Origin of the sequence: Pseudonocardia xinjiangensis, assembly GCF_050948425.1 — a bacterium.
In the GTDB taxonomy this organism is placed as follows: Bacteria; Actinomycetota; Actinomycetes; order Mycobacteriales; family Pseudonocardiaceae; genus Pseudonocardia; species Pseudonocardia xinjiangensis.
Window position 1 is genome coordinate 2005156 of the sequence record NZ_CP192009.1, and the last position, 14252, is coordinate 2019407.

Annotated in this window: 15 protein-coding genes; 13 read left to right on the forward strand and 2 right to left on the reverse strand. The window is 70.9% G+C overall.

The window, feature by feature from the left end; all coding sequences use genetic code 11:
• The first annotated feature begins 35 nt into the window (after positions 1 to 35).
• The 6 genes from ACQPZA_RS09475 to ACQPZA_RS09500 all read left to right on the forward strand — a co-directional run bounded on the left by ACQPZA_RS09475 (position 36) and on the right by ACQPZA_RS09500 (position 7224).
• Positions 36 to 746: a succinate dehydrogenase cytochrome b subunit gene (locus ACQPZA_RS09475; RefSeq protein WP_169397586.1), complete on the forward strand. Its 711-nt coding sequence runs from the start codon at positions 36 to 38 to the stop codon at positions 744 to 746.
• Between the two features lies 1 nt (position 747).
• Complete coding sequence (locus ACQPZA_RS09480) at positions 748 to 2697, forward strand: fumarate reductase/succinate dehydrogenase flavoprotein subunit (protein ID WP_433279848.1); 1950 nt, start codon at positions 748 to 750, stop codon at positions 2695 to 2697.
• The gene (locus tag ACQPZA_RS09485; protein WP_169397584.1) at positions 2694 to 3449 is read left to right on the forward strand and encodes a succinate dehydrogenase/fumarate reductase iron-sulfur subunit; all 756 of its coding nucleotides are present in this window, start codon (positions 2694 to 2696) and stop codon (positions 3447 to 3449) included. Before ACQPZA_RS09480 ends, ACQPZA_RS09485 begins: the two co-directional genes overlap by 4 nt.
• Before the next feature lie 252 nt (positions 3450 to 3701).
• The gene (locus ACQPZA_RS09490; protein WP_169397583.1) at positions 3702 to 4502 is read left to right on the forward strand and encodes a hypothetical protein; all 801 of its coding nucleotides are present in this window, start codon (positions 3702 to 3704) and stop codon (positions 4500 to 4502) included.
• Positions 4503 to 4507: 5 nt separating this feature from the next.
• Positions 4508 to 6472 (forward strand): fumarate reductase/succinate dehydrogenase flavoprotein subunit, encoded by a 1965-nt coding sequence (locus ACQPZA_RS09495; protein WP_433279849.1) that lies wholly within the window; start codon positions 4508 to 4510, stop codon positions 6470 to 6472.
• On the forward strand, positions 6469 to 7224 hold the full coding sequence (locus ACQPZA_RS09500) for a succinate dehydrogenase/fumarate reductase iron-sulfur subunit (protein WP_169397582.1): 756 nt from the start codon (positions 6469 to 6471) through the stop codon (positions 7222 to 7224). Before ACQPZA_RS09495 ends, ACQPZA_RS09500 begins: the two co-directional genes overlap by 4 nt.
• Positions 7225 to 7308: 84 nt before the next feature.
• On the opposite strand, the gene ACQPZA_RS09505 is transcribed toward ACQPZA_RS09500, so the two are convergent.
• Positions 7309 to 7542, reverse strand: a complete 234-nt coding sequence (locus ACQPZA_RS09505; protein WP_433279850.1) for a hypothetical protein — start codon at positions 7540 to 7542, stop codon at positions 7309 to 7311.
• Positions 7543 to 7824: 282 nt separating this feature from the next.
• On the opposite strand from ACQPZA_RS09505, the gene ACQPZA_RS09510 reads away from it, so the two are divergent.
• Genes ACQPZA_RS09510 through ACQPZA_RS09540 form a run of 7 tightly spaced genes read left to right on the forward strand, consistent with a single transcriptional unit; the run spans position 7825 to position 12804 of the window.
• Positions 7825 to 8598 carry a hypothetical protein gene (locus tag ACQPZA_RS09510; protein ID WP_433279851.1) on the forward strand — a complete coding sequence of 258 codons (774 nt, stop codon included), beginning with the start codon at positions 7825 to 7827 and terminating at the stop codon, positions 8596 to 8598.
• 3 nt (positions 8599 to 8601) lie between these two features.
• Positions 8602 to 9150 carry a hypothetical protein gene (locus ACQPZA_RS09515; RefSeq protein ID WP_433279852.1) on the forward strand — a complete coding sequence of 183 codons (549 nt, stop codon included), beginning with the start codon at positions 8602 to 8604 and terminating at the stop codon, positions 9148 to 9150.
• Positions 9147 to 9734 carry a hypothetical protein gene (locus ACQPZA_RS09520; protein ID WP_169397578.1) on the forward strand — a complete coding sequence of 196 codons (588 nt, stop codon included), beginning with the start codon at positions 9147 to 9149 and terminating at the stop codon, positions 9732 to 9734. The genes ACQPZA_RS09515 and ACQPZA_RS09520 overlap by 4 nt, the downstream gene beginning before the upstream one ends.
• Positions 9731 to 9928, forward strand: coding sequence for a hypothetical protein (locus tag ACQPZA_RS09525; protein WP_433279853.1), 198 nt, complete (start codon positions 9731 to 9733; stop codon positions 9926 to 9928). The genes ACQPZA_RS09520 and ACQPZA_RS09525 overlap by 4 nt, the downstream gene beginning before the upstream one ends.
• A gap of 51 nt (positions 9929 to 9979) precedes the next feature.
• Positions 9980 to 10495 (forward strand): hypothetical protein, encoded by a 516-nt coding sequence (locus tag ACQPZA_RS09530; RefSeq protein WP_433279854.1) that lies wholly within the window; start codon positions 9980 to 9982, stop codon positions 10493 to 10495.
• Positions 10492 to 10812, forward strand: coding sequence for a hypothetical protein (locus ACQPZA_RS09535; RefSeq protein WP_246266805.1), 321 nt, complete (start codon positions 10492 to 10494; stop codon positions 10810 to 10812). The genes ACQPZA_RS09530 and ACQPZA_RS09535 overlap by 4 nt, the downstream gene beginning before the upstream one ends.
• A 36-nt stretch (positions 10813 to 10848) precedes the next feature.
• A complete protein-coding gene (locus ACQPZA_RS09540; protein ID WP_433279855.1) occupies positions 10849 to 12804 on the forward strand; it encodes a S9 family peptidase in 1956 nt (651 codons plus the stop codon).
• Positions 12805 to 12958: 154 nt separating this feature from the next.
• Here ACQPZA_RS09540 and ACQPZA_RS09545 read toward each other — a convergent pair whose 3' ends face one another.
• The gene (locus ACQPZA_RS09545; protein ID WP_433279856.1) at positions 12959 to 14242 is read right to left on the reverse strand and encodes a DUF222 domain-containing protein; all 1284 of its coding nucleotides are present in this window, start codon (positions 14240 to 14242) and stop codon (positions 12959 to 12961) included.
• Between the last annotated feature and the right edge of the window lie 10 nt (positions 14243 to 14252).

Genomic DNA, 14252 nt, shown 5'->3' on the forward strand with positions numbered 1-14252 from the left:
GGACGTTTACCGCCGCCCGTACCCACCCTTACCCCATGGTGACCCTGGGACAGCGCCCGGCGACCCGTGCACGGCACACGCCGCGGCCGTCGTCGGTCCAGCTGAAGATCGTGATGGCGGTGTCCGGCGCCCTCGCGCTGCTCTACCTGGTGGCCCACATGATCGGCAACCTGAAGATCTTCCTCGGTGCCGAGGCGATCAACACCTACGCCGCGTGGCTGCGCACCGTCGGCGAGCCGGCTCTCCCGGCGGAGACCCTGCTGTGGCTGGTGCGGGTGGTCCTCACCGTCGCGATCGTGGCCCACATCGTCTCGGCGGTGATCCTCACGCGCCGCGCGCACCGCGCCCGCCCGGTCAAGTACGCGCACCGGCAGCCCGTGCAGGGGAGCTACGCCGCCCGCACGATGCGCTGGGGCGGGGTGATCATCCTGCTCTTCATCATCTACCACCTGCTCGACCTCACCACCCTCACGCTGAACCCCAACGGCGTCCCCGGCGACGTCCACGCGAACCTCGTGGCCGACTTCGCGCCGAGCCGGTGGTACGTCACGCTCTTCTACGCGCTCGCGGTGATCGCGGTCGGCTTCCACGTCCGCCACGGCCTGTGGAGCGGCCTGCAGACGCTCGGCCACAACAGCGCCGCCGCCCAGAACACCCTCAAGGGAGTCGCCCTCGTGGTCGCGGTCCTGCTGACCGTCGGCTTCCTGTCCGTCCCGTTCGCGGTCCTGACCGGATTGGTGCGTTGACATGACCAGCAGCTACACGGACTACACCGTCGGCGCCCCGGTGGCCGACACCGCCGCGCCGGGCGGTCCGATCGAGGAGCGCTGGGAGCGCAGGCGGTTCGGCGTCAAGCTGGTGAACCCCGCCAACAAGCGGAAGATGAAGATCATCGTGGTCGGCACCGGCCTGGCCGGCGGCAGTGCCGCTGCGAGCCTGGCCGAGCTCGGTTACCAGGTCAGCTCGTTCTGCTACCAGGACAGCCCGCGCCGCGCCCACAGCATCGCCGCGCAGGGTGGCATCAACGCCGCGAAGAACTACCGCAACGACGGCGACAGCGTGCACCGGCTGTTCTACGACACCGTCAAGGGCGGCGACTTCCGGTCCCGGGAGTCCAACGTGCACCGGCTGGCCGAGATCAGCCTCCAGATCATCGACCAGTGCGTGGCGCAGGGCGTGCCGTTCGCCCGCGAGTACGGCGGCCTGCTCGACACCCGCTCCTTCGGTGGCGCGCAGGTCTCCCGCACCTTCTACGCCCGCGGCCAGACGGGCCAGCAGCTGCTGCTGGGTGCGTACCAGGCGCTGGAGCGTCAGATCGATGCGGGTGGGGTCACGATGTACCCGCGCCACGAGATGCTCGACCTGATCATGGTCGAGGGCCGGGCCCGCGGGATCGTCGCCCGGGACCTCATCACGGGGGAGACCCGCAGCCACCTCGCCGACGCCGTGGTGCTCGCCTCCGGTGGCTACGGCAACGTCTTCTACCTCTCCACCAACGCCAAGGGCTGCAACGTCACCGCGACCTGGCGGGCGCACCGGAAGGGCGCGCTGTTCGCCAACCCGTGCTACACCCAGATCCACCCCACGTGCATCCCGGTCAGCGGAGACCACCAGTCGAAGCTCACGCTGATGAGCGAGTCGCTGCGCAACGACGGCCGCGTGTGGGTGCCGAAGCGCAAGGGCGACGACCGCGCGCCCGGGGACATCCCCGAGGACGACCGCGACTACTACCTCGAACGCAAGTACCCGGCGTTCGGCAACCTGGTGCCCCGCGACATCGCCTCGCGCGCGGCCAAGGACGTCTGCGACGAGGGTCGCGGTGTCGGGCCTACCGGGCTGGGCGTCTACCTCGACTTCGCCGACGCGATCACGCGGCTGGGCCGCTCCGCCGTTGCGGCGAAGTACGGGAACTTGTTCGAGATGTACCAGCGCATCACCGGCGAGGACCCCTACGCCGTGCCGATGCGGATCTTCCCGGCCGTGCACTACACGATGGGCGGGCTGTGGGTGGACTACGACCTGCAGAGCACGATCCCCGGCCTGTTCGTGGTCGGCGAGGCGAACTTCTCCGACCACGGCGCCAACCGGCTCGGCGCGTCCGCGCTGATGCAGGGCCTGGCCGACGGCTACTTCGTGCTGCCCAACACGATCGGCGACTACCTGGCGGGCGCGCGGCTGGGCCCGGTCGACCCGGCCAACGACGAGGTGCGTGCCGCCGAGCAGGACGTCGCGAACCGGGTGGAGACGCTGCTGTCGATCGACGGGACCCGCACGGTCGACTCGTTCCACCGCGAGCTGGGGCACCTGATGTGGGACCACTGCGGGATGGAGCGCACCGACGAAGGCCTGCGCAAGGCGCTCGACCGGATCCCTGAGCTGCGCCGCGAGTTCTGGAGCAATGTGAAGGTCCCGGGCACGGGTGCGCAGCTCAACCAGTCGCTGGAGCGGGCCGGGCGCGTCGCGGACTTCCTCGAGCTCGCCGAGCTGATGTGCCTCGACGCGCTGCACCGCACGGAGTCCTGCGGCGGCCACTTCCGGGCGGAGAGCCAGACCGAGGACGGCGAGGCCGCCCGCGACGACAAGAACTTCTCCTACGCCGCGGCCTGGGAGTTCACGGGCCAGGGCGAGCCCCCGGTCCTCCACAAGGAGGACCTGCACTTCGAGTACGTCATGCCGAGCCAGCGGAGTTACAAGTGAAGCTCAACCTCAAGATCTGGCGCCAGGCCGGCCCCGAGGACAGGGGGCGCCTCGTCGCCTACCGCGTCGACGACGCCGACGAGGACATGTCGTTCCTCGAATTGCTCGACGTGCTCAACGAGCGGCTCGCCCTCGACGGCGAGGAGCCGGTGGCGTTCGACCACGACTGCCGCGAGGGCATCTGCGGCGCGTGCAGCATGGTGATCAACGGCGAGCCGCACGGCCCGCAGAAGGCGACCACCACCTGCCAGCTGCACCTGCGGCACTTCCGGGACGGCGAGTCCATCACGATCGAGCCGTTCCGGGCCGCCGCGTTCCCGGTGGTGCGCGACCTGGTCGTGGACCGTGGCTCCCTGGACCGGATCGTCGCGTCGGGCGGCTACATCTCCGCCCCGACGGGCTCCGCCCCCGAGGCGCACGCCACGCCCGTCCCGAAGGCGAACGCCGACCGGGCGTTCACCGCCGCCGCGTGCATCGGTTGCGGCGCGTGCGTCGCGGCGTGCCCGAACGGCAGCGCCTCGCTGTTCCTCGGCGCCAAGATCACGCATCTCGGTGAGCTCCCGCAGGGCCAGCCGGAGCGCTCCGACCGCGTGGTCCGCATGGTCGAGACCCACGACACCGAGGGCTTCGGAGGCTGCACGAACACCGGTGAGTGCGCGGTGGCGTGCCCGAAGGAGATTCCGCTCGACGTGATCTCCCAGCTGAACCGCGACTACCGGAAGGCGACGACAGGAGGCCGCCGCTCAGCCTGACCTCTGCGCGCGAGGCAGCTCGCGCCGACATCGAAACCACGTTCCTGCCGGGGCAAAAGCAGGAACGTGGTTTCCGCCGTGCGCGCACCAGAATCGCCGTGAGTGAATCGCGTCACGTGGGGAATGCCCGGAGAAGGCCCCGCAAGCCGCGAACGTCGGGCCGTCGTAGGCTCCCGCCAGATCCAGACGTCCCGACGCCGCGGCTTCTGTGCGGTCGGCGTCGGCACCGCAGAAGAATGAGGACTTCCTGACGTGTCATCCACCACAGAGGCGTCCGCAGGCCGGGCGCAGATAGCGGCACGGACACTCCGCACCGACCGGTGGTGGTTACCGCCCCTGGCCAACTTCGTAGGGCTCGCGCTGTGGGTCGTCTACGCCACGGTGCGGGCCTTCATGCAGGACTGGTACTTCGTCCCGCAGTACAACTACCTCACGCCCTTCTACTCGCCGTGTGTGTCCAACGGCTGCGTGGAGCAGGCGGCGCACTTCGGACGGTTCCTGCCCGACGTGTGGTGGCTGCCGTACGCGTCGTTGACGCTGCCGTTCCTGCTGCTGTTCCGGCTCACCTGCTACTACTACCGCAAGGCGTACTACCGCGCGTTCTGGCTCTCCCCGCCGGCGTGCGCGGTGGCCGAGCCGCACAAGAAGTACACGGGGGAGACCCGCTTCCCGTTGCTGGGCCAGAACCTGCACCGCTACTTCTTCTACATCGCGGCGATCATCTCGCTGATCAACACCTATGACGCGATCGAGGCATTCATCAAGGAGGACGGCAGCTTCGGGCTCGGCCTGGGCAACATCATCCTGGTGATCAACGTGGTGATGCTGTGGGCGTACACGGTGTCGTGCCATTCCTGCCGCAGCATCATCGGTGGCCGGCTCAACCACTTCTCCAAGCATCCGCTGCGCTACAAGCTCTGGGTGCAGGTCTCGCGGCTCAACGGCAAGCACATGCAGCTCGCCTGGACCACACTGGCCACGCTGGCCATCACCGACTTCTACATCATGGCCGTTTCGGCCGGGTGGTTCGCCGACCTGCGGATCGTGGGGTGAATGCAGTGACTGCTTCAGAACAAGCGACGACATCGAACGGTCCCACCGAGAACATCGAGCGCCACGAGTACGACGTCATCGTCATCGGCGCGGGTGGTGCCGGGCTGCGCGCCGCCATCGAGGCGAGGATGCAGGGCAAGCGCACCGCCATCATCTCCAAGTCGCTGTTCGGCAAGGCGCACACGGTGATGGCCGAGGGCGGCTGTGCCGCGTCGATGGGCAACGTCAACCCCAACGACAACTGGATGGTCCACTACCGCGACACCATGCGCGGCGGGAAGTTCCTCAACAACTGGCGGATGGCCGAGCTGCACGCCAAGGAGGCGCCCGACCGCGTCTGGGAGCTGGAGACCTACGGTGCGCTCTTCGACCGCACCAAGGACGGCAAGATCAGCCAGCGCAACTTCGGCGGCCACACCTATCCGCGCCTCGCGCACGTCGGTGACCGCACCGGGCTGGAGATGATCCGCACCCTGCAGCAGAAGGTCGTGTCGCTGCAGCAGGAGGACCACCGCGAGACCGGTGACTACGAGGCCAACATCCGGGTCTTCCACGAGACCACGATCACGGAGCTGTTCAAGGCCGACGGGAAGATCGCGGGCTGCTTCGGCTACTACCGCAGCACCGGGAAGTTCGTGCGGTTCGACGCGCCGGCGATCGTGCTCGCGACGGGCGGGGTGGGCAAGAGCTACCAGGTCACGTCGAACTCCTGGGAGTACACCGGCGACGGCCACGCGCTGGCCCTGCGCGCGGGCGCCACGCTGATCAACATGGAGTTCCTGCAGTTCCACCCGACGGGCATGGTCTGGCCGCCGTCGGTGAAGGGGATCCTCGTCACCGAGTCGGTGCGCGGTGACGGCGGCGTCCTGCGGAACTCCGAGGGCGAGCGGTTCATGTTCAACTACGTCCCCGACGTCTTCAAGGACCAGTACGCCACCACCGAGGAGGAGGGCGACCGCTGGTACACCGACGCGGACAACAACCGCCGTCCCCCGGAGCTGCTGCCCCGTGACGAGGTGGCGCGCGCCATCAACTCCGAGGTGAAGGCGGGGCGGGGCAGCCCCCACGGGGGCGTGTTCCTCGACATCGCCTCCCGGCTGTCGCCCGAGGAGATCCAGAAGCGGCTGCCGTCGATGTACCACCAGTTCAAGGAGCTGGCCGACGTCGACATCACGAAGGAGCCGATGGAGGTCGGGCCCACCTGCCACTACGTGATGGGCGGGGTCGAGGTCGAGCCGGACACCACGATGTCCACGGTGCCGGGCCTGTTCGCGGCGGGCGAGGTCGCCGGTGGGATGCACGGCTCCAACCGGCTCGGCGGCAACTCGCTGTCCGACCTGCTCGTGTTCGGCCGTCGAGCCGGCATGGGCGCCGCCGAGTACGTCGACGGGCTCGCGGGTGTGCGGCCCGCGGTGCGTATCGACGACGTCGCCGCGGCCGAGCAGCGGGCGCTGCTGCCGTTCTCCTCGGCCACCGAGGGCGGGGAGAACCCGTTCGTCGTGCAGCTGGAGCTGCAGAAGACGATGAACGACCTGGTCGGCATCATCCGCAAGGCCGACGAGATGGAGATGGCCCTCAAGAAGCTCGAGGACATCGCCACCCGCACGCGGACCGTCAGCGTCGTGGGCCACCGGGAGTTCAACCCCGGCTGGCACCTGGCGCTGGACCTGCGCAACATGCTGCTCGTCTCGCTGTGCGTGGCGAAGGCGGCGCTGGAGCGGCAGGAGAGCCGCGGCGGCCACACCCGCGACGACTACCCGGCGATGGACTCCGACTGGCGGCACGTGCTGCTGGTGCTGTCGGCGCTGGGCGAGGACAACGTCGAGCTGGTGCGCAAGGAGCAGGTGGCGATGCGGCCTGAGCTGCTGGACCTGTTCGAGCTGGACGAGCTGAAGAAGTACTACACCGGTGAGGAGCTGGGCGGACACCGCGCCGGCTCCGCTGCAGACTCTGGGGTGGAGAACGCATGAGTTACGACGCCCATTTCCGGGTGTGGCGCGGCGACTCCGAGAAGGGTGAGCTCGTCGACTACCCGGTGGAGGTGAACGAGGGCGAGGTCGTCCTCGACATCATCCACCGACTCCAGCAGACCGAGGCCGGTGACCTGGCGGTCCGCTGGAACTGCAAGGCCGGCAAGTGCGGGTCCTGCAGCATGGAGATCAACGGCAAGCCGCGGCTGGCGTGCATGACCCGGATGTCGACGTTCACCGAGACCGAGACCATCACGGTCACGCCGCTGCGGACGTTCCCGGTGATCCGGGACCTCGTCACGGACGTGTCGTTCAACTACACGAAGGCCCGCGAGGTGCCGAGCTTCGCGCCGCCGCCGGACCTGGAGCCGGGCGAGTACCGGATGCAGCAGGTCGACGTCGAGCGGAGCCAGGAGTTCCGCAAGTGCATCGAGTGCTACCTGTGCCAGAACACCTGCCACGTGGTGCGTGACCACGAGGAGAACAAGGAGAACTTCGCCGGCCCGCGCTACCTCATGCGGATCGCGGAGCTCGACATGCACCCCCTCGACGTCGCCGACCGCAAGCAGGAGGCGCAGGAGGAGCACGGCCTGGGCTACTGCAACATCACCAAGTGCTGCACCGAGGTGTGCCCCGAGCACATCAAGATCACCGACAACGCGCTCATCCCGCTCAAGGAGCGCGTGGTCGACCGCAAGTACGACCCGCTGGTCTGGCTGGGCAGCAAGATCTTCAAGCGCTCCGGCGCGTAAGGGCGCCCTGCCCGCCAGGTTCAGGAAAGCCACTTTCAGGCCCTCTCCGGGCAGGAAAGTGGCTTTCCTGAACTTCGGGGGCCCTCAGCGGCCCATGCTGCGGCGGATCTCGTCCAGCTTCGCCTTCCCCGCTCGCTCGCGCTCGGCCTCCTGCTCCTCGATGCTGCGTGCCGCCGCCGTCTCTTCGGCGAGCTCGGCCGCGCCGAGTGAGGTGGCGTAGCGGGTCTCGATCTTGTCGCGGACGTAGTCCAGGCTCGGGACGCCGTGGTCGTCGTAGTCGGGTGCGGGAGGCGGTGCCACCGGTCCGGGGTCGGGCACGATCTCGGCCTCCACCGGCTCGGGCCGGGCGGGTGTCGCGGGTGTTGCGGGCCCAGAATCCGGGCATTTGGGCGAATCCGCCGGGAGATTCGAACTATCGGGCGAATCGTTCATCGCGCAGTTCCTCCATTTGGCCGGGTAGAACAGCACCGTGCGCTGCAGACCTTCACTCGAATGCTCACGCTCCGCGATCGGGCAATCGCGTAACGCGACCGATCCACTTTCGTTATCCGAGCGGGACGCCACATGGTCGTTCCAGCCTGCACGTGGAGGAACCAACGCATGACGGCTGCCCCGACAGCGGGACTCGCGCAGTCCACCGGACAGACCCGAGTCTCCCGAATCGCGCCATCCGGCGCTCCCGTCGACCTGACCCTGCCAGCAGCGTTCGGTGACTACCAGTGGTACGGCAACACCCGGTTCACCGGCCCGCGGACGGCCCGCCAGTTCTTCCTCGCGCCCGCGGGGGAACACCGGGTGATCCCCAGACACGTGCTGCCCGGGGCGCGGGAGCGGCGGCAGTCGATGCGCGGCTTCGACGCCGTGGTCTTCGAGGCGCCCGACCGCAGCGACTCCGCGCTCGTGCTCTCCGGGCCCCACCACGAGGCCACCACCTGGTTCGGCGGCCCCGCGCCCGACGCCGCAGGCGTCTCACGGTTGCTGGCCACGTTCCGGTTCGCCGACTCGTCGTCCGGCGCGGCGCTCACCCCCGCGTCGGACCTGCTCGTCAAGCAGAGCGATGTGGCGCTGATCGGGCGCAACGCGCAGTCGATGCTGGTCGTGCGCCGCTCCACCGAGGTGCTGCAGACCCTGCCGCCGTGGGCGGGCATGCCGCTGCCCGGCGGCGAGCTGTGGCGCTCGGGACGCAGGCTGGATCCCGGGGGCTCGTCCCGCGTCGCGGGCACTCCGCACGAGTGGCGCTACCTGTTCGCGAGCGAGAGCGTCGCGATGGACCTGGTCCTGCACGGCCCCGAGTCCGGCAAGCCGGCCCTGCCCATGGGTGAGGACCAGGTCGTCGCCGCGCTGGCCGCGCTCAGCGGCCGGTGGAGGGGCTGAGCCGTGTCCGTCGCACTCGCGGTGGCGCTGCTCGCGCTGCTCGTCGCGCTCTTCACGCTGGTGGCGCTCGTCGCGGTGTACGCGAGGGTGCGCGCACTGGAGGCCGCAGGCCCGGCCGAGCTGTCCGGGTACGTCGCACTGGTCGGGCGCCGGGCGCCGGCTGCGGTCCGGCCCGGTCCGGGGCAGCGGGCGGCCGTCGTGGCCGTGCTGGACGCCCACTGCGCGCTCTGTCACGCCGTGTGGGACGCGCTCTGCGCCGTCCAGGAGGACCCGCACGTCCGCGTCGTCGCGCTGGTCGACCGGCCGGAGGACTTCGCCGTCCGCGCCGGGGGCCGGGCCGAGCTGCTGGCCGACCCCGACGCCAGGGCCGACCTGTTCGAGGGGTACTCGCCGACCCTGCTGGCCGTCGACGCCGGCGGCGTCGTCACGCACCGCAGCTTCGTCTACTCCGACACCGACCTGGGCGCCCTCGTCCAGGACCTGACGCAGCGTCCCGATCCGATGCCGGGCGCCGAGCGCCACTCCGAAGGACGAGAGGTGACCCGGGCATGACCCACCTGGACGAGATCCCGATGACGTCGGCGCCGCCCGCGCAGGCGGTCCCGAGTGCCGTGGTGGCCCGCATCCGCGCCATCCGGCCCAGTCGCCGCACGGTGCTGCGCGGGCTCGTGATCGGCGCGGCCGCGGCGGCACTCGTGCCCCTGGACTGGTACCTGAGCCGTCGGGAGGCCGCGGCGCAGGACGACGAGGACGAGGACGAGGACGACGACAGGTCGGAGCACCTCACCTGTACGCCGTCGTCGTACGACGAGGAGTCCAACAACTGGCCGGACGACGGCGCGGCGCTCTGCTACGGCGGCTGGCGCCGTGGCTCGTACCCGTGCTCGGGCGGGTTCCACCGCGAGGGCGAGTACGAGTCCCAGGGCGACTACTACGAGTCGACGCGGCTCACCACGTCCTGTGACGGCAAGAACGCGTGGCGCTGGCGCGGCTACCGCTGCTCCGACGCGGTCACCGAGGTCTACTACGACGACGGCGACAGCTACCGCGGGCTGACGATCGCCGCGTGCGAGCTCCCGGACACCGAGGGGGAGCCGGCCGCCGCGCTCGTCGGAACCGGGTCGAGCCCGTCGTGACGGTCCCGCCGCGGGCGCGTCCCCGCTGGCTGCTGCACCCGGTGACGGCGGCGCTCACGCTGCTGCTCGTCGGGGCGTTCGCCGCGTTCGTGGCGGGCAGCGCGGTGCGGGACCTCGCGGCGGGGGGCGCGCTGCTCCTGCTGGTCACCGTGGCGGGCGCCGCTGCCGGGTTCGCCAACTCGGGCAGCACTTGAAGTCACAACTCGGCGTTCCTGCTGAGCGCGTCGGTCTGGCGCGACAAGCCCGTGATCCGGTACTTCGGCACCGGACTGCTGCTCGGCGCCGTGCTGGTGGCCTTCGCGGCCGCCGTGCTCGGTGCGCTGCCGCAGGCGCTGGTACCCGCGGTGGCGCGGGAGGTGCTCTTCGGGCTGGTCGTGGTGCCGGTGCTGCTGCGGGAGTTCGGGCTGCTGCGGTTCCCGGTGCCGGAGAACGCCCGGCTGGTGCCGGAGGACGTGCAGCACATGCGGGAGTGGGGTGCGCTGCAGTTCGGGTTTGAGATGGGCACCGGGGTGCGCACCTACTCGCCATCGGCGTTGCCGCACCTCGTGCTGGTGGCGATCGTGCTCGTCGTGCCGTTCCCGGCCGCGTTCGGGGCGGCCGCGGGCTTCGCGATCGGACGGCTGGCGATGCCGCTCCTGTCCAACGCCTGGAGCGACGACGGCGCGTGGAGCGAGCTGTGGGCGCGCTCGGAGCGGATCGCCCGCCCGCTACTGGCCCTGACCTGCGGTGGGACGCTCGTCGCTGCCATGCTCGAGTGGTGAAGACCGCCGAGGTGGTCGTCGTGTACGACGTCTCCTGCCCTGTCTGCTCCCGGATCGCGCGGGAGCTGCCCGACCTGCTGCGGGTGCCGGTGAAGGTCCGGTCCTGCCGCGACCCTCAGCTCGCCGCCCGCTATCCCGCGCTGCCCGCCTCCGTGCGGGCCTGTGCCGCTCCGGCGCTGGGCACCGTCCGTCCCGACGGCTCCGTGCGGTGGTGGCCGGGGGTGAGCGGGGCCCTCGCCGTGCTGCCCGTGGTGCGCCGGGGCGCCCTGTGGGAGGCGCTCGCCGTGCTGCGTACCGCGCTGCGCGCCCGGGCGTGACGGCGATCTCAGCCGGCCGCCGACTAGCGTGACGGTGTGACGATCACGGAGCTTCCCTACGGTTCCTGGCCCACGCCGATCACATCCGAGCTCGTCGTCACCGCCTCCGCGCGGCTCTCGGAGCTCCGCGTCGACGGTTCCGACATCGTGTGGTCCGAGGGCCGCCCCGCCGACGCCGGGCGCGTCCAGCTGGTCCGGCGCGCGGCGGACGGCACCACCACCGACCTGCTGCCGGCCGGGATGAACGCCCGCACGGCGGTGCACGAGTACGGGGGCGCGGCCTGGTGGGTGCGCGACCGGGTGCTGTGGTTCAGCGAATGGTCCGACCAGCGGCTGTACCGGCTCGCACCGGGAGCCGACCCCGTCGCCCTCACGCCCGAGCCGGCCATGCCGCGCGGCGACCGCTTCGCCGACGGTGACCTCGCGCCCGACGGGAGCTACCTGGTCTGCGTCCGGGAGCGGCACACCGGCGCCTCGGCCACCGAGGTGCGCAACGAGATCGTCCGGCTCGCCGCCGATGCGCCGTCGGAGCCGGAGGTGCTCGTCACCGGTCCGGACTTCGTCGCCGCGCCCCGGGTCAGCCCGGACGGCAGATCGCTCGCCTGGCTGCAGTGGAACCACCCGTCGATGCCGTGGGACGACACCCTGCTGATGATCCGCGACCTCGAGACGGGGGAGGAGACGGTCGTCGCCGGTGGCCGCGGCGAGTCGGTGGCGGAGCCCCGGTGGCAGCCGGACGGGTCGCTGTGGTTCATCAGCGACCGCACCGACTGGTGGAACATCTACCGCTGGGTGCCGGACGTGGACATCAGGCCGGTCGTGCGGATCGACGCGGAGATCGGTGTGCCGGGCTGGGCGTTCGGCTCGGCGCGGTTCGTCGTGCTCCCCGACGGCCGGGTGGTGTTCGCCCGGCAACGGGCCGGGTTCGACGGACTGGCCGTGGGCGAGCTCGACGGGTCGATCACCGACCTGGACCTGCCGTTCTCGGCGATCGGTGCGGTGCGGGCCACCGGCACCGACACGGTGGCCGTCGTCGCGGGGAGTCCAGCCGCCGAGACGGGCGTCTTCCTCGTGGACATCGGGACCTGCGACGTCGGGGAGCTGCGGCCGCCCCGCGACGTCGGCGTCGACCTCTCGACGATCTCGGTGCCCGAGGCCGTCTCGTTCCCGTCGGTGGACGCCGCCGGGGAACGCCGCACGGCCCACGCGCTGTTCTATCCGCCCACCAACGAGGGGTACCGCGCCCCCGACGGCGAGCTCCCGCCGCTGCTCGTGGTGATCCACGGCGGCCCCACGTCGGCGGCCGTGCCTGCGCTGAACCTGTCGGTCCAGTACTGGACGAGCCGCGGGTTCGCCGTCGTCGACGTGAACTACGGCGGCTCCACCGGATACGGCCGCGCCTACCGCGAGCAACTGCTGGGCGAGTGGGGCGTGATCGACGTCGCCGACTGCATGGCGGCCGCGGAGTGGCTGGCGGCGCACGGCCGGGTCGACCGCAACCGGCTGTGCATCCGCGGCGGCTCGGCGGGCGGCTACACGACGCTCGCGGCGCTGGCCCGCGCCGACACCCCGTTCGCGGCCGGGGCGAGCCACTACGGGGTGGCCGACCTCGCGGCACTGGCGGCCGACACGCACAAGTTCGAGAGCCGCTACCTCGACCGCCTCGTCGGCCCCTACCCGGCGTCCCGCGAGCTGTACGAGGAGCGCTCGCCGATCCACCACGTCGACCGGTTCGAGCGGCCGCTGATCGTCCTGCAGGGCGACGAGGACGAGATCGTCCCGCCGCGCCAGAGCGAGCTGATCGTCGACGCGCTGCGGGCGCGCCGGCTGCCCGTGGCCTACCTGCTGTTCGAGGGTGAGCAGCACGGGTTCCGGCGCGCCGAGAACATCCGCAGGGCCCTGGACGCGGAGCTCAGCTTCTACGCCCAGGTGCTCGGGTTCGAGCTGCCCGCCGGGGAGGGCATCGAACCGGTCGCCGTGGAGAACCTCTGACGGCATCTCTACTGAACTACCCCGACAGTGATCTGCTGAAGCCGGGCGCCTGTTCCGCTCGGTGCCCGGCTTCTTCTTCGCCCGATGCGATGTGGGCACAGGTCTCCCCAGTGATCACAGAGGCTCTGCCGACCGCGCGATCTGCGCGCCCCTCTTATGCGGCGAGGTGCAGGAGTGGTTTTCGGCGGGGTCTTCGTTGGGGGTCGATCCAGGCGGGTGGGATGAACTCGGGGAGCCCGTCGCGGATGCGGACCTGCCAGTCGGAGTGGTGCAGCAGCCGATGGCACGCCCGGCAGAGCATGACGCAGTTGTGCAGGGCGGTGTCGCCGCCGTCCTGCCAGGCTGTGATGTGGTGGACCTCGCACCAGGACGCGGGCCGGCCACACCCGGGTCGGGCGCAGCCGCGGTCGCGGGCAGCGATGGCGCGGCGCAGACCATCGGGAATGGTGCGGGTGACCCGCCCGACATCGAGCGGCTGACCTTTCCCGTTCAACACCACAGGCACGACCGCGGCATCACAGGCCAGCATCCGCAACGACTCCGGCGACAACGTGCCCCCGAAGTCCAAGCAGGCGGCACGGGCCCGGTTCTCCAGGTCCTCGAGCCGGACCAGCACGTTCAGGTGCGGGCGCCGCCCGCCGCACTCGGGGACGTCGCCGTGGTCGAGCACATACCCGCACACGTCGGCGAGGGCCTCGGCCTGGCGCTGGGCGAGGCTGCGGTGCTCCTCGGCGGTGGCGGGCCGGGCGTGGGCGTCGATCACGGTGGCGATGGCATCGAACATGGCCGCGTCATCGAACCGGCCCTTCAGGGTGCCGCCCGCCTTCCTGCGGTGGCGTACCAGGTGCAGTTCGTTGACCGGGGCGGGTGGGCGGTCATCGGGCTCGGGGCCGTCGGCGTCGAGGGCCTCGACCAGCGCGGTACCCCAGGCTTGCAGTTCGGAGGGGGTGTAGACGGCCGCCTTCTCGGCGAGTTGGGCTTCGGCACCGGCCCACACCGGCGGGCTGAGCCGCTCGGCGGCCGGGCTCGCGAGGACCCGGGCGATCACGGCGACGTGGCGTAGGCCGGTGTGTCCGGCGGCGAACACCTCGGCCGTAGCCGCCAGCCGGGCGGGTAGCGCGGTGCCGTCGAGCCCGACCCGTGGGCAGACCTGTTCGGCGGCGACCACCCGCTGGCGGGCCTCGAACCGTTCCCACCCGAGCAGATCCCCCAACGCCGCCGGAGTCGACGTGTAGCCGCGCTCGGCGAACGTGCCCCGCCGCTCCAAAGTGGCCACGGCGGCAACGACGACCCGGTCCAACCGCCGGCTGGTGCCCTCGCACAAGGTGAGCACCGAGAGCAGCTCGTCATCGGTCGCGCCGGACTCAGCGGCCGCCGACAGCGCGTCGATCGCCTCGACCAGGAGGCGATGCGCGGTGGTGAGCGGGCTGTCCGACACCCCTTCATCA